This is a genomic window from Mesorhizobium sp. WSM4904, assembly GCF_029674545.1.
GTDB lineage: Bacteria > Pseudomonadota > Alphaproteobacteria > Rhizobiales > Rhizobiaceae > Mesorhizobium.
Genome location: NZ_CP121354.1, coordinates 4,243,236 through 4,264,972, shown reverse-complemented (window position 1 = coordinate 4,264,972; position 21,737 = coordinate 4,243,236). Strand labels below are relative to the sequence as shown.

Here is a 21,737-nt window from a genome sequence, read left to right as displayed (position 1 = left end):
CTTTTTCGATCAGTTGCTGCTGACGCTGACCGCCTCGCCTTCGATCAGGACCGGTGAAGAATAGCCGGACGGTTTGTCGCCGGTAGTGGCGCCGCCGGTCACCCGCCCCTGGATTTCGGGCCCGAAATAAGAATGCGGGAACGGCGCCGGCATGCCGCTCGCCGAATCCAGCCGCTTGCGAAGCTCAGGCGCAATCGAAAAGCCGAGCGCCGCGAGATTGTCCTGCAATTGGGCAAGCTTCGTCGCGCCGAGGATGACCGTGGCGATACCAGGCTGCGTTGCCGCCCAGTTGAGTGCCACCTGAGCCATGCTGCGGCCGAGTTCGGCAGCCACCTTTTCGAGTTCCGCCACGATCGCCCAATTGCGTTCGGTGAATTTCTGGAAACCCGGATGCGTGGTGTTGCGGAAACCGTCCAGCCGGCCGGAATTGCCGGCCTGTGTCGGGCGGTATTTGCCGCTGAGCATCCCGCTGGCCAGCGGGCTCCAGACCATGATGCCTGCCCCATGGCGTGTGGCGAAAGGCACGAACTCATGCTCGATGCTGCGCTCGGTCAGCGAATATTCGAGCTGCAGCGCCGAGATCGGTTCATAACCGCGCAATTCGGCGATCGCCTGCGCCCGGCCGGCATACCAGGCCGGCACGTCTGAGAGGCCGACATGGCGCACCTTGCCCGCGCGAACGAGATCGTCCAGCGTGCGCAGCACTTCCTCGGCCGGCGTCAGCCTGTCCCAGATATGCATGAGATAAAGGTCGATATAGTCGGTTCCGAGCCGCTTCAGCGACGCGTCCACCGCGCGCATGATGTTCTTGCGCCCGTTGCCGCCCGCATTCGGATTGCCGGGGTCTACGTTCATCGAGAATTTGGTCGCGATCACCGCCTTGTCGCGCAAGCCGCGCTCGGCGACGAATTCGCCGAGCCAGGTTTCGGCGGTGCCGCCGGTATACAGATCGGCGGTGTCGAAGAAATTGCCGCCGGCCTCGACGTAAGCGTCGAACATGGCGCGGGCGGTTTCCCTGTCGGCGCCCCAGCCCCATTCGGTGCCGAAGGTCATGGTGCCCAGCGCCAGCCGGCTGACGCGCAGGCCGCTGTTGCCGAGCGTGTAATAGGTCATGCTCATGATAGGCTCCAATCGTGTTTGATGTCGGCTTATTGGCCGGGGGTCGCCTTGACCCATGGATTGCCGCGCTCATGCGTCATGCGGAAGGTGAACCCGTCGACCTTCCAGCCGGCGGCCGAGCGGGTCAGGCGATGCTCATACGTGCCCCAGACTTCCCAGAGCGGATCGCCATTGCCTTCCATCCTGTTCCAGGCATAGCCGTTGGAAAGGACGGTAGCCTTGTCGCCTTCGATAACGACCTGGTGGTTGGTGCGCAGATGCAGGCTCGTCTTGCTTCCCTTGAGATTCGCCGCCCAGGCGCCGATCAGGTCGTCGGAGGCGATGTTGGCAGCAGGCTGCCCGGAAAGGCTGCTGAAGTCGGCAGCGACACGGTCGGCGAAATAACTGCGCGCAAGCTTCCAATCCTGTGCATCGACGGCGCGGTCGATGGCGTCCGCGATTCGGATGACGGCACGCTCGTCGGCGAGCGCTTGCCAAGCGGTTGGCTCGGTTCCGCCGGCATCGACCGGCGCCAGCGCCAGTCCTGCCGCGAAGGTCACATGTCTCAACGCATTCATGTCTCTTCTCCTTGAGCTATCGGCCCGCGCCAATGTGTTGACAGCAATGTGGGCTATCGCGCCGGCATCGATAAGATTGCATTGTTCGCAAGGACCATGCGATATCATTCATGAATGGACCGGGATCTGCTCACGCATCTGCCTGTGATTGTCGCCGTGGCGAGGCGGGGCCGCTTCGCGCTGGCCGCGGCCGAGCTTGGCATGAGCCCGTCGGCCGTCAGCCATGCCGTGCGGCTGGTGGAAGAGCGCATCGGCCAGCCGCTGTTCGCGCGCACGACGCGCAGCGTCTCGCTGACCGAAGCCGGCAAGGCGCTGGTGGAGACGGCGGCCCCTGCCCTTCAGGACATCGCCGAGCGGATGGACCGCATCCGCGGCGTCAAGGGCCGGCCCTCCGGTCTGCTCCGGATCAATGCCTCCAACGTCGCGATCCCCTTGGCGGTGACGCCCGTGGTCGCGGCCATGGCCGAGCGCTATCCTGACGTGACGGTCGAGGTCTTCGCCGAGCAGGGCCTTGTTGACATCGTCGGCGAGGGTTTCGACGCCGGCATCAGGCTTGGTGAGATGATCGCGCAGGACATGATCACCGTGCGGCTCACGTCGTCCTTCAAGGCCGTGATCGTCGCTTCGCCCGGCTATATCGGAAAGCACGGCCGGCCGCGCGACGTGGCCGACCTCGCGAAGCACAATTGCATCGGCTACCGGCTCGTACGCTCCGGCGGCCTCTATCGCTGGGATTTGAGCGATAACGGCAAGGATGTCGCCGTCGAGACGCGCGGCACGGCTGTCGTCACCGATTCGCTTGCGGCTATCGATTTGGCGCTTGCCGGTGTCGGGCTTGCCTATCTCTTCGAGCCGCTGGTGCGCGCCGATCTCGCCGCCGGTCGCCTGGTCCAGGTGCTGCCGAAGACGGCGATCGAGGAGCCGGGCCTCTTCCTCTACTTCCCGCGGCGGGCCTCGATGGCGCCGAAGCTGAGGGCCTTTATCGACACCGCTCATGAAATCGGCCGGGCATCCATGCGGACACCCGGCCGAGTTGCCTGAGCTCTTTAGCCTTACTGCTTGCTTCGGGCTATTTCTTGACCGCGGCCGCGACTTCCGCCGCGAAATCGGTCGTTTCCTTCTCGATACCTTCGCCAAGCGCGAAGCGCAGGTAAGCGCTGATCTTGGCCGGAGCGCCGATCTCCTTCTCGGCATCCTTCAGTGCCTTCTCGACGGTGATGTCGGGATTGAGCACGAAGGCCTGCTTCAGAAGCACGACCTCTTCGTAGAACTTGCGCAGGCGGCCCTCGACCATCTTCTCGATGATCGCTTCCGGCTTGCCGGACTGGCGGGCCTGGTCGGAGAAGATCGCCTTCTCGCGCTCGACAAGCGCCGGGTCGACTTCCTCGGCAGTCAGCGCGACCGGGTTGGTTGCTGCGACATGCATGGCGACCTGGCGACCGAATGCATTGGCGGCATGTTCGTTGCCGGTGGTCTCGATCGCGACCAGCACGCCGAGCTTGCCGAGGCCGTCGGCGACGGCATTGTGGACATAGGTCGCCACTGCGCCATGCGGAACGGTGAGCTTGGCCGAACGGCGGAAGCCCATGTTCTCGCCGATGGTGCCGACCGCATCCTTGATGGTGTCGGTGACCGACTTGTCGGAGCCCGGATACTTGGCTGCGGCCACCGCCTCGGTCGTGCCGTAAGCGAGCCCGACCTTGGCGACGTTGGCGACGATTTCCTGGAAAGCGGCATTGCGCGCGACGAAGTCGGTCTCAGAATTGACTTCGACGATTGCGGCTTCGCGAACGCCGGAATCGACGCCGATCAGGCCCTCCGCCGCAGTGCGGCCGGCCTTCTTGTCGGCCTTGGAGATGCCCTTCTTGCGCAGCCAGTCGACGGCCGCTTCCATGTCGCCGTTGGTTTCGTTCAACGCCGCCTTGCAGTCCATCATGCCCGCGCCGGTCAAGTCGCGGAGTTCTTTGACCTGTGCAGCCGTAATGCTCATTGTCGCCTCTTTGTTTCAAATGCGCCGACGCACCATCGGTACTCGATGATGCGCCCGGCAAAAGCGCTTTAGCGCGCCAACTTATTGGAAAGATGAAGGCCGCAACCGGCCTTCGCTTTTCAAGCTTCCGGAGCCTCGGTGGCCGGGGTGTCGAGCGCCGGCTCGACCGGAGCCTCCGCCGACGCGCCGATATCCATGCCGAGCGCGCCCTGCTGGCGCGCGATGCCGTCGATCGCAGCCTTGGCGATCAGATCGCAATAGAGCTGGATGGCGCGGGCCGCGTCGTCATTGCCGGGGATCGGGAAGTCGATCTTGTCCGGGTCGCAGTTCGAATCGATGATGGCGACGACCGGAATGCCGAGGCGCTTGGCTTCGAGGATGGCGATCGCTTCCTTGTTGGTGTCGATGACGAACATCAGGTCGGGCGTCGAGCCCATGTCCTTGATGCCGCCGAGCGCCTTGTTGAGCTTCTCGCGCTCGCGGTCGAGGTTGAGCCGCTCCTTCTTGGTGAGGCCCTGGGCCTCGCCGGCGAGCGTCTCGTCGAGCTTGCGCAGGCGCTGGATGGAGTTCGAGATCGTCTTCCAGTTGGTCAGCATGCCGCCCAGCCAACGCGAGTTGACATAGTACTGGGCCGAACGCTGCGCGGCGTCGGCGACGATGTCCGAGGCCTGGCGCTTGGTGCCGACGAACAGCACGCGGCCGCCCTTGGCGACGGTGTCGGAAACCTGCTTCAGGGCCTGGTGCAGCAGCGGCACGGTCTGCGACAGGTCGATGATATGGATGTTGTTGCGGGCGCCATAGATATAGGGCGCCATCTTCGGGTTCCAGCGGTGGGTCTGGTGGCCGAAGTGAGCACCAGCTTCCAAAAGCTGGCGCATGCTGAAATCAGGCAGAGCCATTCTTTAGTTCCTTTCCGGTTGGCCTCCACGGACACAGGCATTTCGGACTTATGTCCTGATGCCACCGGAGGTTTCAGCCGGATTTCTCCCGGGCAGACACCAAAGTCCGTGTGTGGAATGAGCGCGCATATAGAGGGGAAGGCCAACAAACGCAAGCCGGGCGTCCGAAAACGCCCACACCTGCGGCGATCCGCCCAAATCTCAGCGTTTTACCTTGCCGTTAGGCACCCGCACGCGGCGGAAGATCGCGACGATCTCCTCGCGGCTGCATTCAACCGCGCCAAGCCGCACGGCGCGGTCGCGCTCGAAGCCGGTGATATCGTAATGCGGCGCCGAAGTCTTCGGCGGCCCCTGATAGGACGAGCGCTTGACGCCGAGCTCGGCGGCGAAGCGGTGGAGTTCATCGGTATCGTCGGCAAGCAGATGACACCACCGATGGCCGGCCCATTTCCAGATCGCCGCATCGACATAGACAGCCATTGAACCTGCTGCACTCCAACCGACAGGGCCGGCCCGTCACAGTCACCCGGGCCAACGTCAAGTCAGCGATGATAGAAGGGATTCGGATAGGAAATGAAGCCGCCGCCGGCTTCGAGATCGGTGAGTATCCTAGTCACGGCCGCCTGCATACGCGTGCGCAGCACGACGAGCGCCTCGTCGACGGAACCGTCGTAGTCGTGCAACCCCAAGGGCTGGGGCACGCGGATGTGCGCGCAGCGCGGCCCCACGGGCTGCGGGATGAAGCGGTTGATCGTATCGCGCAACGTGCCTTTGCAATAGTCGTTGCGGATGCGCTTCAGGTGCTCGGCGATCTCTTCCTGCGTGATCGTTCGATCGGCGAAGGCCCAGGAGCCGACGCGCTGGATGCGCTGGATCGTTTCCGCCAATTTCCGCACCCGTTTCTGTTCCTCGGTATCGGCCTCGCCCTCGCGCAGCCAGCGACGCGAGCGCCGCAACAGCTCGGCCAGGTCGAGGCCGGGCTCAGCCGCAACGCCGTCGGCAAGCCGCTGGCCGAGCTCCGCCAGCGCCCTTTGCTGGCGGACGGCATAGGAAGCGCCCTGCACTGCCGTCAGGCCAAAGGCCTGTTCGTCGCGGGACAACAGATCCGAATAGATGCGATAGACGCGCTCCGGCAGCGAGCCGTGTGCGGCACCTTCGATTTTCAGGCTTTTCTCGACATAGGCGCATTCCCTGGCGAGCGCCCGCTCGACATTGCCGGTGAAGGCGAGTTTCCAGACCACCGGCGCGACCCATGCCTTGAAATCCGCGTTCGTTTCGCGACCGCGCTGCAGCGCCTCGAGCCCCATCTCCACCGCGCCGGGAAGCAACGGCCCGACATGGTCGCCGTGCCAGCCGACGCCGCCCTCCGGATGAAGCAGCACGCCATGACCCTTGAGCGCCCAGTCGACCGAATGCGCCTTGGCGGCTTCGTTGTTGCCGGGAATCTGAGCGATGAGATTGTTGGCCAGCCAGAATTTCTGCATCAGCCGGCCGAGCCCGTTGACCACGCCATGCGTCGCCCAGGATGCCGCAAGCGGGCTGACGCGCGAGACGATCTCCTTGTCGATCATCCAGTCGGTGAAGAATTCCGGATGGTTGGGCGTGATGAACGTCGCCTGGCCCTCGCCGCAGCAGGCCTGCAGCTTTTGCTGGTCGGCGGCGGGAAAGTCGATGTGGCGGACATTGGCGACACCGCGCAAGCCGGCGAGCCGGTTGAACGGCAACAGGTCGCGGAAACCTGGAACCCCACGCAGCATGACGATGCGATTGACGATCGTCATCATGTTGATCAGCGCCCGATTGGGTCGCGGCGCCACGAACACGTCGATCCTGCCCAAACCTTCTCCCCCAACTGCCGTCAGGAAAGCTGGGACTGGATTGCGGCGCCTTCAAGTCGGGCCGTTCGGCAGCCTGCTTCGTGGTTAACCCGCGGCTATTTCGAAGCCGGGCAGGGCTTGGTCTGATCGAACAGCGACAGGTCGACCAGTTTGCCGGTCATCGAGAAGTCGCCGTAGTCCATGACGAGATCGCGCGTGATGCCGTTCTCATGCAGCTTGAAGCTGATCCGGTACTCCGGCACTTCCTCGCCGCTTTTGTCGGTGTCGTCGAAATAGGCGATGTCGACAGGCCAGTATTTGTCGGTGGCGAGCTTGGCGAGCGCCGGCGCTTCCGGGTCCGACTTGTCGGCGTCGGTCTTCTTGCCGACGACGACCGTCGTCGTCATCACCTTGTTGGCGTCCTCGGAGCCGTCGAACAGATTGGTCTGGTAGAAGTTCTCGCCCTTCTCGGCCTTGCCGATCAGCTCGACGAGATGCTGGGTGGGGAACTGCGTGGCGGCGAGTTCGAGCGTGTTCTTCTCGGGCTTGTCGATGTCGACCTTGAGGCCCTTCGGCTCCCTTGTCGCCATGCCTTTGACCTCCTTGTCGAGGTTCTGGTCGACGAAGGACTTCGTTACAAAGGAGAAGGTCTTGCCTTCGGCGTCCTCGAACGTCGTCGTCTGCTGGTCGGTCAGCCTGGTGTTGTCGCTGGTCACGATCTGGGTGACGAAACGGAACTTCACCGTATAGCCCTCGCAAGGAGAGCCGTTGAACTCATACACCATGCGGCCGGAAATGCCGGTGATGCCCGAGCGGTCGGACGCCTTGTTGAGGGTAAGGTCGTAGACGGCGCGGTGCGCCTGCAGCGCGGGCACGGCAAAGGCCGGAGCCATCGGGATGACCGTCGACAGCAAGGCGGCGGAAAGGAAAAGGCGCGTCACGCGCATGAAGTGCTCCGATCGTCGCGACCGATGGCAGGCCGCAGGGAAAGATGGTCCAGCTTAAAAAAAGTCATGGCGGAAGCGAGGCAAAAATAGCAATTTCGGCCCGGCCAACGCGGCGCCTTCCAGCAATAGGGAAAACCAATGAGCGAAACAATCGAAAAGCGGCTAAGCGATCTCGGCGTCACTCTTCCGGCCGCCGCGGCCCCCGCCGCAAACTACGTGCCCTACTGCCGGACCGGCAACACACTCTTCACCGCCGGCCAGCTTCCGCTGAAGGACGGCAAGCTGCAGGCCAGCGGGCTGCTTGGCCGCGACATCGATACTGCCGCCGGCAAGGAAGGCGCGAAATTCTGCGCCATCAACATCCTGGCGCAGGCCAAGGCAGCGCTCGGCGACCTCGAGAAAATCCGCCGGCTGGTCAAGATCACCGTCTTCGTCGCCTCGGCGCCGGATTTCGTCGAGCAGCATCTGGTCGCCAACGGCGCGTCCGATTTCCTGGTCGCAGTCCTCGGCGAGCGCGGCAAGCATGCCCGCTCCGCCGTCGGCACCGCTTCGCTGCCACTCAATGCCGCGGTCGAAATCGAAGCGATTTTCGAAGTCGAGTGAACGAGCCTGACATGACCGACCTTTCCTGGCTGATTGCCCGCCCCGTCGCGCATCGCGGCTTCCACGACATGAACAAGACGCGCTGGGAGAACACGCTGTCGGCCTTCGCGGCGGCGGCCGAGCGCGGCTATGCGATCGAATGCGACGTGCATATCTCGTCTGACGGCGTTCCCGTCATCATCCACGACGGCGATCTGAAACGCCTGACCGGCGAGGACGGCTTTGTCTGGCAGCGCACCGCGGCCGAACTCACCGCGCTCAAGGTGGGCGGCACGAGGGATCACCTGCCGACATTGCAGGAGGCGCTCGACCTGATCGACGGTCGGGTGCCGCTTGTGGTCGAGCTGAAAGGTGTTCCCGGCCACGACAAAGGATTGGTCGCGAGCGTCGGCAGACTGCTCAAGCGCTACAAGGGCAAGGTGGCGATCATGTCGTTCGATCATTGGCTGATCCGCGACTTCGCCAAGGATGCGCCGGACATTCCCGGCGGGCTGACCGCTTATGGCAAGGACAACCAGCTGATCGAGGCGCATTTCGCCATGCTGGCGCACGACATCGCCTTCACGTCCTACGCCGCCGGCGACCTGCCCAACCCGTTCGTCAGCTTCGTGCGCGAAAAGCTCAAAATGCCCGTCATCACCTGGACCGTGCACGACCAGCCGGCGGTCGACCTCACGTTCAGATATGCCGACCAGATGACCTTCGAGGGCTTCGAGCCCGATCTGGTCAAGGTCGCCTAGAGCCGGATGATTTCAGGTCGAACGACCTGAAATCTGATCCGCCCAAACAAACCAAAGAGAGAGCATGATGTCGTCCGAACCGAAGGTCAGCGAAGCAAAAAACCTTTTCGTGCTTTTCGGCATCGTGCTCTGAGGCGGTGCCTGAAACGTGACTTGTAGCTGCACTGATGACGCTTAAATAAGCCCCATGGATCAGGGTGACGACGGCGATGGACGGACAACGAATGCGGACTATGCCATCCGCGTCGCGGCGGGCATAGGCGCGTTCACCTGCGAGGAATGGAACGGCTTCGCCGGAACCACACGCGGCGATAATGAAAATGGTTACAACCCGCTCGTTTCATTCGCTTTTCTGAGCGCGCTCGAGGACTCCGGCTGCGCCGTGCGGCGCACCGGCTGGCAGGGCCATCACCTCAGACTCGAGACGGCGCAAGGCAAGCTGCTCGGCGCCGTGCCTTGCTATCTCAAGTCGCACAGTCAGGGCGAATATGTCTTCGATCATGGCTGGTCGGATGCGTTCGAGCGTGCCGGCGGACGCTATTACCCCAAGCTGCAATGCTCGGTGCCGTTCACGCCTGTCACAGGCCCTCGCCTGCTGGTCGGCAAGGAGGAGGACCAGAGCGCGGTGAGGGCCGGACTTGCCGCTGGCCTGAAATTGGTGACCGACAAGCTTGGCGTGTCTTCCGCCCATGTCACCTTCGCGGCGGAGCCCGACATAGCGACGCTGGAGGCGGCAGGGTTCCTGCATCGGACCGATCAGCAGTTCCATTTCTTCAACGAAGGCTTTTCGAGCTATGACGACTTCCTCGCCACGCTTGCCTCGCGCAAGCGCAAGGCGATGAAGAAGGAGCGCCGCGAGGCGCTGGCCGATGGCATCTCGATCGACTGGCTGACCGGCAGGGACATCACCGAACGCGCCTGGGACGATTTCTTCGCCTTCTACATGGATACCGGCGGCCGCAAATGGGGCCGGCCCTATCTCAACCGCCAGTTCTTTTCGCTGATCGGGGAGCGCATGGCCGACGATATCCTCCTGGTGATGGCCAGACGCAATGGCCGCTACATCGCCGGCGCCATCAACTTCATCGGCTCGGACGCGCTCTATGGCCGCAACTGGGGCTGCATCGAGGATCACCCCTTCCTGCATTTCGAGGTTTGCTACCACCAGGCGATCGACTTCGCGATCGAACGCAAGCTGAAAGTGGTGGAGGCAGGCGCGCAAGGCGAGCACAAGCTGGCGCGCGGCTATCAGCCGGTGACCATGCATTCGGCGCACTACATCGCTCATCCCGGCCTGCGCAACGCGGTCGCCGACTATCTGCGCCGCGAGCGGCGCGAAGTGGAGCGGATGGGCGAGTATCTCGAAGAGCACACGCCGTTCCGCAAGGATCTCAAGGAATAGCTCCGCGCGCTACGCCCCGGTTATTGCGGCTTTCTGGCCGCGATCGGGACAAGGAACGAAAAGCAGGCGACCAGGAAGAACACGCCGCCTGCGAGCGCCAATAGATCGCCCGCGCGCCATGCCGCGGCGATGAAGAACAGCGCCGACACGATGAACAAAAGCCAGCCGGCAACGATCCACTTCATGGCTGCTCCATCTTGACGCTACCCTGTCCGGCGACAAACATCGTCGATCATCAAATAGCGAGGCATCATGACCGTCTACGATACGAACAACATTTTCGCAAAAATCCTGCGCGGCGAAATCCCCTCGCACCGCATCTATGAGGACGATGCGGTCGTTGCCTTCATGGACGTGATGCCGCAAGGAGTCGGCCACACGCTGGTGGTGCCGAAGGCTCCGTCACGCAACATCCTCGACGCCGATCCGCCGACGTTCGGGCCGCTGTTTGCCGTTGTGCAGAAAGTGGCGGTGGCCGTGAAAAAGGCTTTCAACGCCGACGGCGTCACCGTGATGCAGTTCAACGAGCCGGCTTCGGGGCAGACCGTCTACCACCTCCATGTCCATGTCATTCCGCGCTTCGATGGCGTGCCGCTGAAGCCGCATTCCGGGCAGATGGAAAAGCCGGAGGTGCTCGCCGAGAACGCCGGCAAGATTCGGGCGGCGCTGGGAGGCTGATCCGGCTCAGCCGGCCCGCGATTGCGCCAGCGTCGGGAAGGCGGTGGGCTCCGGTCCGTCGACGAGCCGCCGCCGGATGGCTTCCGCACACTCAGCCGGGCTCAGCCGCGACGTATCGATCTCCAGATCGTAGATGCCGGGCTTGTGCACCCCTTCCTGCCACAGGCGCACGGGCCGCGGCAGCGGATCCTCGTCCGATCCGGTCACGTAGGTTCGGTCAGCCGCGCCTGCGGCGCGTCTTTGCAGGATCATTTCGATCGGGCAGCGGACGCCAACGAACAGCACCGGCAGGCCCGCGAGGCGCCGGGCGCAGTCGGGAAGGATGTCGAGCGGCCTCGAATAGGCATCGTGGTGGCCGACATCGGTGGCGACATTCAGCCCCTGCCGGCTGTGTGCCGCGATGGAGTCATAGAGCGCGGCATAGAAGCCCGGCAGAAAGGCCTCGAGGTCGGGGCGTTCGCCGCCGGGACGCAGGCCGATGCCCGGACGCAGTCGCGGCGGCGTGATCTGCGCATAGGCGTCGACGCCGAGATTGACCCACACGCCATCGAACATCTCCTGGACGGCGCCGGCTATGCTCGACTTTCCGGAGCGCGGCACGCCGTTCAGTATGATGATTTGTCCGGCCGCCAATGCCGATCCCTCTAACGAAAAAAGCCCCGTTGTGAACTGACCCCCGAAGGTTGTGTCCAACTTTCGGGGGTCAGTTCATGCCGGGACTTTTTTGATTTCCAGGCCGATCAGCCCTTGCGAGGCAGCTGCGGGACAAGGCTGCGCTTGCCGCCGTCCTTGCCCTTCGGGTCCGGCTTCTGCGCCACCGCCTTTTTGGCGGCGGGCTTCTTCGCCGCTGCCTTCCTCGTCTTCGGCGCGTCCTCCGGCTCTTCCTTCTTCGGCTTCACCGGGGCTTCGTCGGCGAGCGATTCGAGCTTCAGGCCGGTCTCGCCGGTCTCCTTCTTCTCGACGGTGACGCGCACCGTGCCGCCCTTCTTCAGCTTGCCGAACAGCACCTCGTCGGCCAACGGCTTCTTGATGTGCTCCTGGATGACGCGGCCGAGCGGACGCGCGCCCATGCGCTCGTCATAGCCCTTGTCGGCCAGCCAGGCGATCGCCTCGGGCGACAGGTCGAAGGTGACGCCACGCTCGGAAAGCTGGGCCTCGAGCTGCATGACGAACTTCTGCACCACCTGGTGGATGACCGGCACCGGCAGCGAGCCGAACGGGATGATCGCATCGAGGCGGTTGCGGAACTCCGGCGTGAACAGCCGGTTGATCGCCTCGACGTCGTCGCCCTCGCGCTTCGTCGAGCCGAAGCCGATCGCCGCACGCTGGGCGTCCGACGCGCCCGCATTGGTCGTCATGATCAGGATGACGTTGCGGAAGTCGATCTGCTTGCCGTTGTGATCGGTCAGCTTGCCATGGTCCATCACCTGCAACAGGATGTTGAACAGGTCCGGATGCGCCTTCTCGACCTCGTCGAGCAGGAGCACGCAATGCGGATGCTGGTCGACGCCGTCGGTCAAAAGGCCGCCTTGGTCGAAGCCGACATAGCCGGGAGGCGCGCCGATCAGCCGCGAGACGGTGTGGCGTTCCATATATTCCGACATGTCGAAGCGGATCAGCTCGACGCCGAGCGAGGCGGCAAGCTGCTTGGCCACTTCCGTCTTGCCGACGCCGGTCGGACCCGAGAACAGGTAGGAGCCGATCGGCTTCTCCGGTTCGCGCAGGCCGGCGCGCGCCAGCTTGATCGCCGAAGTCAGCGCGGTGATCGCGGTGTCCTGGCCGTAGACGACGCGCTTCAGCTCGACATCGAGACCCTGCAGCACCTTCTCGTCGTCGGCCGAAACCGTCTTCGGCGGAATGCGCGCCATGGTGGCGATCGTCGCCTCGATTTCCTTGATGCCGATCGTCTTCTTGCGCTTGGCCTCAGGCACCAGCATCTGCGAGGCGCCGGTCTCGTCGATCACGTCGATCGCCTTGTCCGGCAGCTTGCGGTCGTTGATGTAGCGGGCCGAGAGTTCGACCGAGGCCTTGATCGCTTCGCTCGTGTAGCGGACCTTGTGGAACTCCTCGAAATAAGGCTTGAGGCCCTTCATGATCTCGATGGCGTCCTCGATGGTCGGCTCGTTGACGTCGATCTTCTGGAAGCGCCGCACCAAGGCGCGGTCCTTTTCGAAGAACTGGCGGAACTCCTTGTAGGTGGTCGAGCCGATGCAGCGGATGGCGCCGGACGACAGCGCTGGCTTCAACAGGTTCGACGCATCCATGGCGCCGCCCGACGTGGCCCCTGCCCCGATCACGGTGTGTATCTCGTCGATGAACAGCACCGCGCCGGGGTAGTCCTCGAGCTCCTTGACGACCTGCTTCAGCCGCTCCTCGAAGTCGCCGCGATAGCGGGTGCCGGCCAAGAGAGTGCCCATGTCGAGCGCGAAGATGGTGGCGTCCTGCAGCACCTCGGGCACGTCGCCTTCGACGATGCGCTTGGCGAGGCCCTCGGCGATCGCCGTCTTGCCGACGCCCGGGTCGCCGACATAGAGCGGGTTGTTCTTGGAGCGGCGGCACAGCACCTGGATGGTGCGGTTGATCTCGCTCTCGCGACCGATCAGCGGATCGATCTTGCCGGCCTTGGCCTTGTTGTTGAGGTTGATGCAGTAGGCCGTCAGCGCGTCCTGCGGCTTCTTCTTGCCGCCGTCCTCCTGCGGCTCGGCGCCGTTCTGGCCGCCCTGCTCGTCCTCGGCGCCGCGCGGCGTGCGCGACTCCGAAGCGCCCGGGCGCTTGGCGATGCCGTGCGAGATGTAATTGACCGCATCGTAGCGGGTCATCTGCTGCTCCTGCAGGAAATAGGCGGCGTGACTCTCGCGCTCGGCGAAGATGGCGACGAGCACGTTGGCGCCGGACACTTCCTCGCGGCCGGATGACTGCACGTGGATGACGGCGCGCTGGATGACGCGCTGGAACCCGGCGGTCGGCTTGGAATCCTCGTCGTAACCGGTGACGAGGTTGTCGAGCTCGGTGTCGATATAGGTCAGAACGGTATGCTTGAGCTCGTCGAGATCGACGTTGCAGGCGCGCATGACGGCGGCCGCCTCGGTGTCGTCGATCAGCGCGAGCAGCAGGTGTTCGAGCGTTGCATACTCATGGTGTCGTTCGTTGGCGAATGTCAGCGCCTGATGTAGCGCCTTTTCCAGGCCTTGGGAGAAAGCCGGCATGTTACCTCACTTCTTCTCCATCACGCATTGCAGCGGATGCTGATTCTGTCGGGCGAAATCCATGACCTGAGACACTTTGGTCTCGGCCACCTCGAATGTGTAGACCCCGCACTCGCCCACTCCATGATTATGAACATGCAGCATGATGCGTGTGGCGGCCTCGCGGTCCTTCTGGAAAAAACGCTCCAGGACGTGGACCACGAACTCCATCGGAGTGTAGTCGTCGTTGAGGATGAGGACCCTGTAGAGGCTGGGCTTCTTGGTCTTGGTTTTGGTGCGCGTGATGACCGCTGTGCCGCGACCGGGATCGTTTCGGTCGCCGTCACCTTGCATTCGCACCACGTCTGCCGTGGCAGTCAAACCGATCGTCACGTAGTCCTGCCTTTTCGAATCCTCGTGCGAGTTCAACATGTAGGTCTTCGATGGCCGATTTTAAGCCCTTCTGTTTAGCTGACAATATGGCTAGGTGGGCAAACTTCAGCGATTTTCTCAATCGTGAATGCGGCAGGGCTCGGGCGGTTGCAGCCGCGCATGAAAAAACCCGGCCGCGCTTCCGCGACCGGGTCCTTCCTGCGGGCCCGCAGGCCGTGTCATATGCGATCCGACGAAATTACTTCGCCTTGGCGACGACCGATTCGAACGGCTTGTAGGCTTCCTTGGCGAGCTCGGCATAGAGGTTGCCGATCTTGCTGGCCTCGGCCACGAAGCTCTCGTAGCTCTGCTTGGCGTAGTCGGTCTGGATCTCGATGGCCTTCTCGATCGACTTGGCCGAGAACAGCTTCTCGAAGGCGGCGCTGCCGGCCTCGAAGCTCTTCTTGGTGTATTCGCCGGCTTCCGTGGCGATTGCCTGCGCACCCTTGGTGAGCGAGGCAAAGCTCTTCAGCCCGGTGTCGGCAAACTCCTTGCCGTATTTCGTGAAGTCCTCATAGGTCTGGGTCATTTCACTTTCCCTTGGTTGAAACGCCCTTTAGCCCCGGGCGCCCTTGTGCAACGCATCGAATGTATTGTGCACTGCACAAAAAGTCAAGATTCCCTTGAGCCGCAAGGGGCCGAGAGGCGGCAACGGCTAAAATTCGAATAAATAGAGGCTCAAATCGCCGGAAAATGGTGAACGCCGCGGTTACCATAAACGGATTGGTAACGCTGCCCGCGATAGCTTGGCCGGAAGCGGGGCGGGCACTCCCTCAGCCGCCTCCGGGGCAACGAAAATTCAGGGTAAGTAGCGGTGCGTCAGGCGTTGTCGGGCTTCGTCTCGAAATCTTCATTCTCCTTCAAGGCAATCATGGTCGCCGCGCTCGCGGTGACGATTGTCGCCGCCGATGTCGCATCGGCTCTCGCCGCGAAGTCCGCGGCTATCGTCGTCGACGCCAAGACCGGCAAGGTGCTCTATTCGGCCGACGCCAACGGCCGGCGCTATCCGGCCTCGCTCACCAAGATGATGACGCTCTACCTCACCTTCGAGGCGCTGGCGAAGGGCAGGATCAGCAAGAACACGCCAGTGCCGTACTCGGCCCATGCCGCGTCCGAGCCGCCGACCAAGCTCGGCGTGCGCGCCGGCGGCTCGGTTCCGGTCGAGACCGCGATCCTGTCGATGGTGACGAAGTCCGCCAACGACTCGGCCACCGCGCTTGGCGAGTTGCTGGGCGGCAGCGAAGACAATTTCGCCCGCATGATGACGGCCAAGGCGCGCCAGCTCGGCATGAACGGCACCGTCTTCCGCAACGCCAACGGCCTGCCCGATCCCGGTCAGTTCACCACGGCGCACGACATGGCCATGCTCGGCATCGCGCTCCGCGAGCACTTTCCGCAATATTACGGCTATTTCTCGCAGCGCTCGTTCCTTTACGGCCGCCAGCGCATCAACGGCCACAACCGCCTGCTCGGCCGCATCAAGGGCGTCGACGGGATCAAGACCGGTTACACGCGCGCTTCGGGCTACAACCTGGTTTCCTCCGTCGCCGATGGCGATCGCCGCCTCGTCGCCGTGGTGATGGGCGGCGCTTCCGGCCGCAGCCGCGACAACCAGATGGCCTCGCTGATCAACACTTACCTGCCGCGCGCCTCGACCCGCGGCGGCAGCAATCTGATCGCCAAGGCCGGCGGCGACAATCCGATCAAGGCCCTGGCGAAGGTCCTTCTGCCGAAGCATGACGCGCCGACCCCAGACGAAAAACCGGCCGTCGACGACACCGAAGTCGCGTCGGCCGACGACAATGCGGCTGACGACAGCACCCCGATCGCCGAGGAGACCAAGCCGGTGATCCAGGTCAGGAAGGTGAAGACGGTTGCCGTGGCCGCGATGGCTCCGGCCCCCGCGCCTCAAGAAACCGCGTCGCAGACCGAGACCACATCCCAGGCCGTTGCTGCCTACGCCGAGCCGGCTACGGCCCCCGCGCCGTCCGTCGATCCGGTCAAGACCTCGTCGGTGCCTTCTGGATGGGTGGTGCAGGTCGCCTCCTCGCCCACGCAGTCGGGGGCCAAGGCCCTGCTCGACAAGACGAGCAAGCAGGCGCCGAAGGTTCTCGCAGACGCTGAGGGCTTCACGGTCGCGTTCGACAAGGACGGCGTCACCTACTACCGCGCCCGTTTCGGCGGGTTCGGGTCGAAGGACGCCGCCTGGAAGGCCTGCGATGCGCTGAAGCGAAAGAAAATCTCGTGCTACGCCGTCCAGCAATAGGCGGCTTTTGAACCTCCCGGGAAGTTCCGCGTCGAAGGAGACTAGTCGTGATTGGAGAGCAAGACGTCCTTGGCTTCATTGATCCGCGCCGCCAGGACAGACGTGCCGCCGACATCGGCGTTCAGGCGCTGCATCAGGCGGCGGTGCGCCTTGCGGATATCCGCCGCGGCAGCCCCCGCTTCAAGACCAAGGATCTTGTAGGCCTCCTCCTTAGTCATGGCGCCCGCACCTGGCGCAACACCCAGCCCCTCGCCACTGTCCGGCTGCGCGTCCTTGCGCCAGACGGGAAAACGGCCGTCAAGATACGTCTCTAAGAGCTGGCGGCTCTCCGGATCGGACCGCAGCTCGGCATGGAGTTGCTGCAGGTCCGCAATTCCCATCGCGCCAAGCATCTTACCTTCATAGTGGCCGGCGAGAACCAGGCCCTCGAGCTTGCCGCTGTCGTGGTCGAGATCCATTTCGAGAGCCGCGGTGCGCACGGTCGAGCGTTTGGCCGCCACAGGTTTCGCGAGCGGCCGCTTCGATCGCAGCCAGGCATACCAGCCGACCGCCGCAATCAGGAGTAGCCCGCCGATGCCGCTGCGGCCGACCACGAGCATCGCGGTGCCGATCAGCCCCAGCAGCGCAGGTCCAAGCGTTCTGAGATTGTCCGCCATCGTGGCGGCATCGGCGCGCACGAAGATAGTGGCGGCGCCGAAAAGCACCAGCAGCAGGGCCGCCAACGCGATGATCACGCCCATCGGTTTGCATCATCCGGATGATTGCGTCTCTAATCAGGATGGGGCGCAGTCGCCGTGCTTGCAAGTCCCACATTGGACGAGCAGCGAGGCCAGCCGCCAAGTGACGGTGCGGTGCTAAGTTAGAGCAGGCCGAGCTCGGCGAGCTCCAGGCGCAGTTTCGGCGGCATCTCGGCCAATGCCGCCCTGCCCTTGCCGAGATCGGCCGGGGCATCGGGCGGCTTGAGATAACGCCAGCCCTGGAAGGCGCGGCGCGGCTGCCAGTCGGTGCGCACCACTTCGGGGTCGAGGACCAGATGGCAGCGGCCGATGCCGTCGCCGTCAACGAACGGGCGTATCTCGGTGATCAGCTGCCGGCACTGCACGTTGCCCTTGATCACCCAGTAGAGCGAACCGCCGTCGGTGATCTCTTCGCCCCGAGTCGGCACCATGCGCGTGGTGTGCCAGTGCTCAGCCGGCTCGCCGGCGCGGCGCCGCTCGTCAAGGCGAAAAGCGATCCACTCTTCCAAATCCTCGACGCTGTCGCAGCCGACACAGAGCTTGATGAGATTGAGAGACATGCCCGCAATCTAGCGACTGCCACCAAGGCGTTCAACGACGGGCGAGGTTATACACAGGCCTGTAACTGCCAGATCATGAGGCCAGAGCGGCCGTTTCGATCGCTTGGGCAACCCACTCGTTGAGGCTTTTGTTCTCGGCGGCGGCGGCGATAACGGCGGCCTGATGAGTAGCGGGATCGAGCCGAACATTGAAGCGGCCGGAAAATTCCCGAAAAGGCTTGATGCCTTTCTCGCGGCACATTTCGAGGAAAACTTTCAACGACGCCGCGCCCTCGGCGTAGAGTTGTTCGACATTCGCGGCGTAAAAATCCGCGCCGCCGGCCAGACCCAGGAATTCGCCCCTCAGCATTCCCAGCTCCGGGTCGAAAGACACCGATGCCTTGTGGCCGTCGATCTCAATGATGTTCTTCATGGTCTCACTCCATGGCTCTCCAGCCATTTCCTGATGCTGGCAACCGCGCCCTTATCAGTGTCCGGTGTCGGATGAGGCCGATGGAAAACGCGGACCTCACCGAACAGAAACACGCCGACACGCGATCCTTCGCGTTCGCTGACTTCAGCACCCAAAGCCACGAACAAGGCTTCGATATCCGACCATCGAATTGTGCCGCTTACCGGTCGCGAGAAAATCTGCGCAAGCGTTGCCTGATGCTTTCGCTTCATGCGGTTTAGTACCACAATTTGGTATCGTTAAGCAAGAAATGCAAGGGTCGGAAAGCGTAGGGTCTTCAGCACTCGACCACGTTGACAGCCAGCCCGCCGAGGCTGGTTTCCTTGTACTTCTCGTTCATGTCGAGACCGGTCTGGCGCATGGTTTCGATCGCCGCGTCCAGCGGCACGAAATGCGTGCCGTCGCCCTTGATGGCGAGCGAGGCGGCGGTCACCGCCTTGACCGCGCCGAGCGCATTGCGCTCGATGCAGGGCACCTGCACGAGGCCGCCGACCGGATCGCAAGTCATGCCGAGATGATGCTCGAGCGCGATTTCGGCGGCGTTCTCGACCTGCTCCGGCGTGCCGCCCATCACGGCGCAAAGGCCGGCGGCAGCCATTGCCGAGGCAGATCCCACCTCGCCCTGGCAGCCGACCTCGGCGCCGGAAATCGAGGCGTTGGACTTGATGATGCCGCCGACGGCGGCGGCCGTCAGCAGGAAGTCGCGGATGCTCGGCTGGTCGGCTTCGGGATGGAAATGCAGCCAGTAGCGCAGCACCGCCGGCAGCGTGCCGGCGGCGCCGTTGGTCGGCGCGGTCACCACGCGTCCGCCGGCGGCGTTCTCCTCGTTGACAGCCATGGCATAGATCGACAGCCAGTCATTGGCGAGCAAGGGGTTGGGCCGGTTCTGCTGCCACTGCTCCTGCAGCTTGTCGTGCAGCTGGCGCGCACGGCGGCGCACCTTCAATCCGCCCGGCATGACGCCGTCCTGCGACAGGCCTCGATCGATACAGCCCTTCATGGCGCTCCAGATCGCGTCGAGGCCGGCGTCGAGCTCCTCGCGCGACATGTGTTTTTCCTCGTTGGCGCGCTTCATCTCGGCGATCGAAAGCCCGCTCTTGGCGGCCATCTTCAGCATCTCGACGGCGTTCTTGAACGGATACGGCACCTTCTTGCCTTCCGTCGTCACCGAGCCCTTGGCCTTCATGCGCTGCAATTCTTCCTCGGAGACGACGAAGCCGCCGCCGATCGAATAATAGATGCGCTTGAGCAGGAGCCGGGCGGAGGCGTCGTAGGCGTAAAAGGCCATGCCGTTGGCGTGGCCAGTCAGCGGCGTCTTGCGGTCGAGCACCAGGTCCTTGGCCGGGTCGAAGCGATAGGACGGATGCCCAGGCGGCGAAATCCGCTTGTCCGCTCCGATGCGGGCAACGATACCATCAGCCTCATCCGGATCGACCGTCTGAGGCGTCTCGCCGGCAAGGCCGAGGATCACGGCGCGGTCCGAGCCATGGCCGATTCCAGTGTAGGCGAGCGAGCCGTGCAGGCTGGCGCCGATGCGATCGACCTTGACGCCCGCGGGGCGCGGCCAGTCGCCGGCGAGGATCTCGTCCAGGAAGCGGCGCGCGGCCGTCATCGGCCCCATCGTGTGCGAGCTCGATGGACCGATGCCGATCTTGAACAGGTCGAAAACCGAAAGGAACACGCGCCGTTGCCTCCTGGGGCCGCTTGAAAATTACATATAGGAATTCCTGCGATGTTTCCGCTGTTTTGCGTGTCGCGTCGCCGCGTCTGCCGACCTTGTCTGCTCCGGCAGCGACATCCTCCGGCGCTTGCCTCCGCCCGTCGAAGTGCCTGCCGGGCCTGTGGTAGAAGAATGCATGGGCGATTCCATTCATCTTTCCGCCGCCGATGTGGCGGCGCTGGCTTTCTTCCTGGTCGTCTGGGTGCTGCACACGCTGGCCTCGGACGGCAAGCTGATCAGCCGCGTGTCGCTGACGACCGCGATGAACGCCCAGCGCGAGGCCTGGATGCGCAACATGGCCGAGCGCGAGGTGCGCATCGTCGACACCGCCATCATGAGCGGGCTGCAGCAAGGCACCGCCTTCTTTGCGTCCAGCTCGCTGATCGCGCTCGGCGGCTGCTTTGCCCTGCTAGGGGCCTCGGACCGGGTTCTAACCATAATGGCCGACCTGCCGTTGGCCGCCGCATCCTCCCGCGAGGCCTTCCAGACCAAGATGTTCGGCCTGGTGCTGATCCTTGCCTTCGCCTTCTTCAAGTTCGGCTGGGCCTACCGGCTGTTCAACTACTGCTCGATCCTGATCGGCGCCGTGCCGGTTCCGCATGGCGAGGCCTCGCGCAATCCCGCCAGTGACACGGCGGTATGGCGTGCCACCCGCATGAACGTGCTTGCCGGCAAGCATTTCAATTCCGGCCTGCGCGCCGTCTTTTTCTCGATCGGCTATCTCGGCTGGTTCGTCGGTCCGACCGTATTCGTGCTGTCGACGCTGGTGCTGCTTGCTGTGCTGGTGCGCCGGCAGTTCTTCTCGGCCGCGCGCCAAGCAGTGCTCGGTCAGCCGCCCGGCGCCGGGAAGGGCCGATCGATGCGACCCGACAGCCAATAGGCGAAAAGTCCTATCCATTCACGGATCGCCACCGTCGTCGCCTGCAGCGCGTCGGCCGGGTTGTCGCGGTAGAGGCCGATGCCTTCGCGACCTGACGTGCGGTAGTCGACCGGCCAGGGAACGGTCGGAAAACCTGCCTTGTCGAAGAGAGCCTTGGCGCGTGGCATGTGGAAGGCGGACGTCACCAGCAGCCATGTCTCGCCCGGCTTCGGGTCGACCAGCCTGCGGGTGAAGACCGCATTCTCATAGGTATTGCGCGACTTGTTCTCGAGAACCAGGCGATCGGGCGCGACACCCAACGCGCCAAGCAGGCGCGGTGCGGTATCGGCATCGCCCTCGCCATCGAGGAAAAGCTCGCCATTGCCGCCGGAGACGACCACTTTCGCTTGCGGGAAGCGCCTGGCGAGGATCGCGGTCTCGACCATGCGGTCGCCGCCGCTGTTCAGTTCGTACCCGCCGCGCGCGAGGTTGATGGCGCCCTCGAAGCCGCCGCCGAGCACGACGATGCCGTCGACGCTGGCCGGCAGCGGCGGCTTGGGGAAGCGCTCTTCCAATGGATTGAGCATCATCGCGCCGAGCGACGTCCAGGCCGAAAGGGCGAGAATCAGGAAGGCGAGCACGCTGCCGGTGGCAGCCAGCCGACGGCGGCCCAAGAGCGCCGCCAACAAACCTGCAAGCAGCAGGAAGATCGCCAGGTTCAGCGGCTGGATGAAGAACCAGAGGATCTTGGAAAGATAGTAGAACATCCCTCACC

The 21,737-nt window shown here is 63.7% G+C and carries 25 protein-coding genes; 7 read left to right on the top strand and 18 right to left on the bottom strand.

Annotation, left to right across the window (positions count from 1 at the left end):
• Nucleotides 1–9 precede the first annotated feature (9 nt).
• Together QAZ47_RS20445 and QAZ47_RS20440 are read right to left on the bottom strand one after the other, a co-directional pair.
• Nucleotides 10–1,119: an aldo/keto reductase gene (locus QAZ47_RS20445; protein ID WP_278230530.1), complete on the bottom strand. Its 1,110-nt coding sequence runs from the start codon at nt 1,117–1,119 to the stop codon at nt 10–12.
• Nucleotides 1,120–1,148: 29 nt separating this feature from the next.
• Entirely contained in the window at nt 1,149–1,676 is a 528-nt protein-coding gene (locus QAZ47_RS20440; protein WP_278230529.1) for a nuclear transport factor 2 family protein, read from the bottom strand.
• Nucleotides 1,677–1,790: 114 nt separating this feature from the next.
• On the opposite strand from QAZ47_RS20440, the gene QAZ47_RS20435 reads away from it, so the two are divergent.
• Nucleotides 1,791–2,717 carry a LysR family transcriptional regulator gene (locus QAZ47_RS20435; RefSeq protein WP_278230528.1) on the top strand — a complete coding sequence of 309 codons (927 nt, stop codon included), beginning with the start codon at nt 1,791–1,793 and terminating at the stop codon, nt 2,715–2,717.
• A 28-nt stretch (nt 2,718–2,745) separates the two neighbouring features.
• Here QAZ47_RS20435 and tsf read toward each other — a convergent pair whose 3' ends face one another.
• The 5 genes from tsf to QAZ47_RS20410 form a co-directional block, all read right to left on the bottom strand.
• Entirely contained in the window at nt 2,746–3,666 is a 921-nt protein-coding gene (gene tsf, locus QAZ47_RS20430; RefSeq protein WP_278202538.1) for a translation elongation factor Ts, read from the bottom strand.
• Nucleotides 3,667–3,785: 119 nt separating this feature from the next.
• Nucleotides 3,786–4,565, bottom strand: coding sequence for a 30S ribosomal protein S2 (gene rpsB / locus QAZ47_RS20425; RefSeq protein ID WP_278074242.1), 780 nt, complete (start codon nt 4,563–4,565; stop codon nt 3,786–3,788).
• Nucleotides 4,566–4,766: 201 nt separating this feature from the next.
• Nucleotides 4,767–5,045, bottom strand: a complete 279-nt coding sequence (locus QAZ47_RS20420; protein ID WP_059188655.1) for a DUF4031 domain-containing protein — start codon at nt 5,043–5,045, stop codon at nt 4,767–4,769.
• A gap of 62 nt (nt 5,046–5,107) precedes the next feature.
• A complete protein-coding gene (locus QAZ47_RS20415) occupies nt 5,108–6,403 on the bottom strand; it encodes a hypothetical protein (RefSeq protein WP_278230527.1) in 1,296 nt (431 codons plus the stop codon).
• Nucleotides 6,404–6,498: 95 nt separating this feature from the next.
• The gene (locus QAZ47_RS20410; protein ID WP_278230526.1) at nt 6,499–7,329 is read right to left on the bottom strand and encodes a cell envelope integrity EipB family protein; all 831 of its coding nucleotides are present in this window, start codon (nt 7,327–7,329) and stop codon (nt 6,499–6,501) included.
• Nucleotides 7,330–7,467: 138 nt separating this feature from the next.
• Between QAZ47_RS20410 and QAZ47_RS20405 the strand changes: the two genes are divergently transcribed.
• The 3 genes from QAZ47_RS20405 to QAZ47_RS20395 all read left to right on the top strand — a co-directional run bounded on the left by QAZ47_RS20405 (nt 7,468) and on the right by QAZ47_RS20395 (nt 10,074).
• Nucleotides 7,468–7,932 (top strand): RidA family protein, encoded by a 465-nt coding sequence (locus QAZ47_RS20405; RefSeq protein ID WP_071099140.1) that lies wholly within the window; start codon nt 7,468–7,470, stop codon nt 7,930–7,932.
• 11 nt (nt 7,933–7,943) lie between these two features.
• On the top strand, nt 7,944–8,672 hold the full coding sequence (locus tag QAZ47_RS20400; RefSeq protein WP_278230525.1) for a glycerophosphodiester phosphodiesterase: 729 nt from the start codon (nt 7,944–7,946) through the stop codon (nt 8,670–8,672).
• A 187-nt stretch (nt 8,673–8,859) separates the two neighbouring features.
• Nucleotides 8,860–10,074: a GNAT family N-acetyltransferase gene (locus QAZ47_RS20395; RefSeq protein WP_278230524.1), complete on the top strand. Its 1,215-nt coding sequence runs from the start codon at nt 8,860–8,862 to the stop codon at nt 10,072–10,074.
• A 20-nt stretch (nt 10,075–10,094) separates the two neighbouring features.
• On the opposite strand, the gene QAZ47_RS20390 is transcribed toward QAZ47_RS20395, so the two are convergent.
• Nucleotides 10,095–10,259 carry a cytochrome oxidase subunit III gene (locus QAZ47_RS20390; RefSeq protein WP_278074237.1) on the bottom strand — a complete coding sequence of 55 codons (165 nt, stop codon included), beginning with the start codon at nt 10,257–10,259 and terminating at the stop codon, nt 10,095–10,097.
• Nucleotides 10,260–10,323: 64 nt separating this feature from the next.
• Between QAZ47_RS20390 and QAZ47_RS20385 the strand changes: the two genes are divergently transcribed.
• Entirely contained in the window at nt 10,324–10,752 is a 429-nt protein-coding gene (locus QAZ47_RS20385) for an HIT family protein (RefSeq protein ID WP_278233833.1), read from the top strand.
• 6 nt (nt 10,753–10,758) lie between these two features.
• On the opposite strand, the gene QAZ47_RS20380 is transcribed toward QAZ47_RS20385, so the two are convergent.
• The 4 genes from QAZ47_RS20380 to QAZ47_RS20365 form a co-directional block, all read right to left on the bottom strand.
• Entirely contained in the window at nt 10,759–11,385 is a 627-nt protein-coding gene (locus tag QAZ47_RS20380; RefSeq protein WP_278230523.1) for a chloramphenicol phosphotransferase, read from the bottom strand.
• Nucleotides 11,386–11,492: 107 nt separating this feature from the next.
• The gene (gene clpA / locus QAZ47_RS20375; RefSeq protein ID WP_278202532.1) at nt 11,493–13,958 is read right to left on the bottom strand and encodes an ATP-dependent Clp protease ATP-binding subunit ClpA; all 2,466 of its coding nucleotides are present in this window, start codon (nt 13,956–13,958) and stop codon (nt 11,493–11,495) included.
• A 6-nt stretch (nt 13,959–13,964) separates the two neighbouring features.
• Nucleotides 13,965–14,291, bottom strand: coding sequence for an ATP-dependent Clp protease adapter ClpS (clpS, locus tag QAZ47_RS20370; protein WP_041000825.1), 327 nt, complete (start codon nt 14,289–14,291; stop codon nt 13,965–13,967).
• Nucleotides 14,292–14,568: 277 nt separating this feature from the next.
• The gene (locus tag QAZ47_RS20365; protein WP_040972326.1) at nt 14,569–14,898 is read right to left on the bottom strand and encodes a phasin family protein; all 330 of its coding nucleotides are present in this window, start codon (nt 14,896–14,898) and stop codon (nt 14,569–14,571) included.
• Between the two features lie 285 nt (nt 14,899–15,183).
• Here QAZ47_RS20365 and QAZ47_RS20360 point away from each other — a divergent pair, with 285 nt between their 5' ends.
• Nucleotides 15,184–16,635, top strand: a complete 1,452-nt coding sequence (locus tag QAZ47_RS20360) for a D-alanyl-D-alanine carboxypeptidase (RefSeq protein ID WP_278202530.1) — start codon at nt 15,184–15,186, stop codon at nt 16,633–16,635.
• 41 nt (nt 16,636–16,676) lie between these two features.
• Here the strand turns inward: QAZ47_RS20360 and QAZ47_RS20355 are convergent, their stop codons facing one another.
• The 5 genes from QAZ47_RS20355 to QAZ47_RS20335 form a co-directional block, all read right to left on the bottom strand.
• On the bottom strand, nt 16,677–17,375 hold the full coding sequence (locus QAZ47_RS20355) for a molecular chaperone DnaJ (protein WP_278202529.1): 699 nt from the start codon (nt 17,373–17,375) through the stop codon (nt 16,677–16,679).
• A 119-nt stretch (nt 17,376–17,494) separates the two neighbouring features.
• Entirely contained in the window at nt 17,495–17,932 is a 438-nt protein-coding gene (locus QAZ47_RS20350; protein ID WP_278202528.1) for a DUF1489 family protein, read from the bottom strand.
• Nucleotides 17,933–18,005: 73 nt separating this feature from the next.
• Nucleotides 18,006–18,371, bottom strand: a complete 366-nt coding sequence (locus QAZ47_RS20345) for a type II toxin-antitoxin system HicB family antitoxin (protein WP_278230521.1) — start codon at nt 18,369–18,371, stop codon at nt 18,006–18,008.
• A complete protein-coding gene (locus QAZ47_RS20340; RefSeq protein ID WP_278202526.1) occupies nt 18,341–18,595 on the bottom strand; it encodes a type II toxin-antitoxin system HicA family toxin in 255 nt (84 codons plus the stop codon). The genes QAZ47_RS20345 and QAZ47_RS20340 overlap by 31 nt, the downstream gene beginning before the upstream one ends.
• A gap of 65 nt (nt 18,596–18,660) precedes the next feature.
• Entirely contained in the window at nt 18,661–20,064 is a 1,404-nt protein-coding gene (locus tag QAZ47_RS20335) for an L-serine ammonia-lyase (RefSeq protein ID WP_278202525.1), read from the bottom strand.
• Between the two features lie 175 nt (nt 20,065–20,239).
• On the opposite strand from QAZ47_RS20335, the gene QAZ47_RS20330 reads away from it, so the two are divergent.
• The gene (locus tag QAZ47_RS20330) at nt 20,240–20,983 is read left to right on the top strand and encodes a DUF599 domain-containing protein (protein WP_278202523.1); all 744 of its coding nucleotides are present in this window, start codon (nt 20,240–20,242) and stop codon (nt 20,981–20,983) included.
• Here the strand turns inward: QAZ47_RS20330 and QAZ47_RS20325 are convergent.
• Entirely contained in the window at nt 20,932–21,729 is a 798-nt protein-coding gene (locus tag QAZ47_RS20325; RefSeq protein WP_278202522.1) for a YdcF family protein, read from the bottom strand. The genes QAZ47_RS20330 and QAZ47_RS20325 overlap by 52 nt on opposite strands.
• Between the last annotated feature and the right edge of the window lie 8 nt (nt 21,730–21,737).

Coding starts and splice junctions, on each gene's coding strand:
- QAZ47_RS20330 (WP_278202523.1), top strand. CDS start 20,240: ATGGGCGATTCCATTCATCTTTCCGCCGCCGATGTGGCGGCGCTGGCT.
- QAZ47_RS20350 (WP_278202528.1), bottom strand. CDS start 17,932: ATGTCTCTCAATCTCATCAAGCTCTGTGTCGGCTGCGACAGCGTCGAG.
- QAZ47_RS20405 (WP_071099140.1), top strand. CDS start 7,468: ATGAGCGAAACAATCGAAAAGCGGCTAAGCGATCTCGGCGTCACTCTT.
- QAZ47_RS20440 (WP_278230529.1), bottom strand. CDS start 1,676: ATGAATGCGTTGAGACATGTGACCTTCGCGGCAGGACTGGCGCTGGCG.
- clpA (WP_278202532.1), bottom strand. CDS start 13,958: ATGCCGGCTTTCTCCCAAGGCCTGGAAAAGGCGCTACATCAGGCGCTG.
- QAZ47_RS20420 (WP_059188655.1), bottom strand. CDS start 5,045: ATGGCTGTCTATGTCGATGCGGCGATCTGGAAATGGGCCGGCCATCGG.
- QAZ47_RS20325 (WP_278202522.1), bottom strand. CDS start 21,729: ATGTTCTACTATCTTTCCAAGATCCTCTGGTTCTTCATCCAGCCGCTG.
- QAZ47_RS20445 (WP_278230530.1), bottom strand. CDS start 1,119: ATGAGCATGACCTATTACACGCTCGGCAACAGCGGCCTGCGCGTCAGC.
- QAZ47_RS20340 (WP_278202526.1), bottom strand. CDS start 18,595: ATGAAGCGAAAGCATCAGGCAACGCTTGCGCAGATTTTCTCGCGACCG.
- QAZ47_RS20435 (WP_278230528.1), top strand. CDS start 1,791: ATGGACCGGGATCTGCTCACGCATCTGCCTGTGATTGTCGCCGTGGCG.
- clpS (WP_041000825.1), bottom strand. CDS start 14,291: ATGCAAGGTGACGGCGACCGAAACGATCCCGGTCGCGGCACAGCGGTC.
- QAZ47_RS20365 (WP_040972326.1), bottom strand. CDS start 14,898: ATGACCCAGACCTATGAGGACTTCACGAAATACGGCAAGGAGTTTGCC.
- QAZ47_RS20345 (WP_278230521.1), bottom strand. CDS start 18,371: ATGGCTGGAGAGCCATGGAGTGAGACCATGAAGAACATCATTGAGATC.
- QAZ47_RS20390 (WP_278074237.1), bottom strand. CDS start 10,259: ATGAAGTGGATCGTTGCCGGCTGGCTTTTGTTCATCGTGTCGGCGCTG.
- QAZ47_RS20400 (WP_278230525.1), top strand. CDS start 7,944: ATGACCGACCTTTCCTGGCTGATTGCCCGCCCCGTCGCGCATCGCGGC.
- QAZ47_RS20410 (WP_278230526.1), bottom strand. CDS start 7,329: ATGCGCGTGACGCGCCTTTTCCTTTCCGCCGCCTTGCTGTCGACGGTC.
- QAZ47_RS20395 (WP_278230524.1), top strand. CDS start 8,860: ATGGATCAGGGTGACGACGGCGATGGACGGACAACGAATGCGGACTAT.
- QAZ47_RS20355 (WP_278202529.1), bottom strand. CDS start 17,375: ATGGGCGTGATCATCGCGTTGGCGGCCCTGCTGCTGGTGCTTTTCGGC.
- rpsB (WP_278074242.1), bottom strand. CDS start 4,565: ATGGCTCTGCCTGATTTCAGCATGCGCCAGCTTTTGGAAGCTGGTGCT.
- tsf (WP_278202538.1), bottom strand. CDS start 3,666: ATGAGCATTACGGCTGCACAGGTCAAAGAACTCCGCGACTTGACCGGC.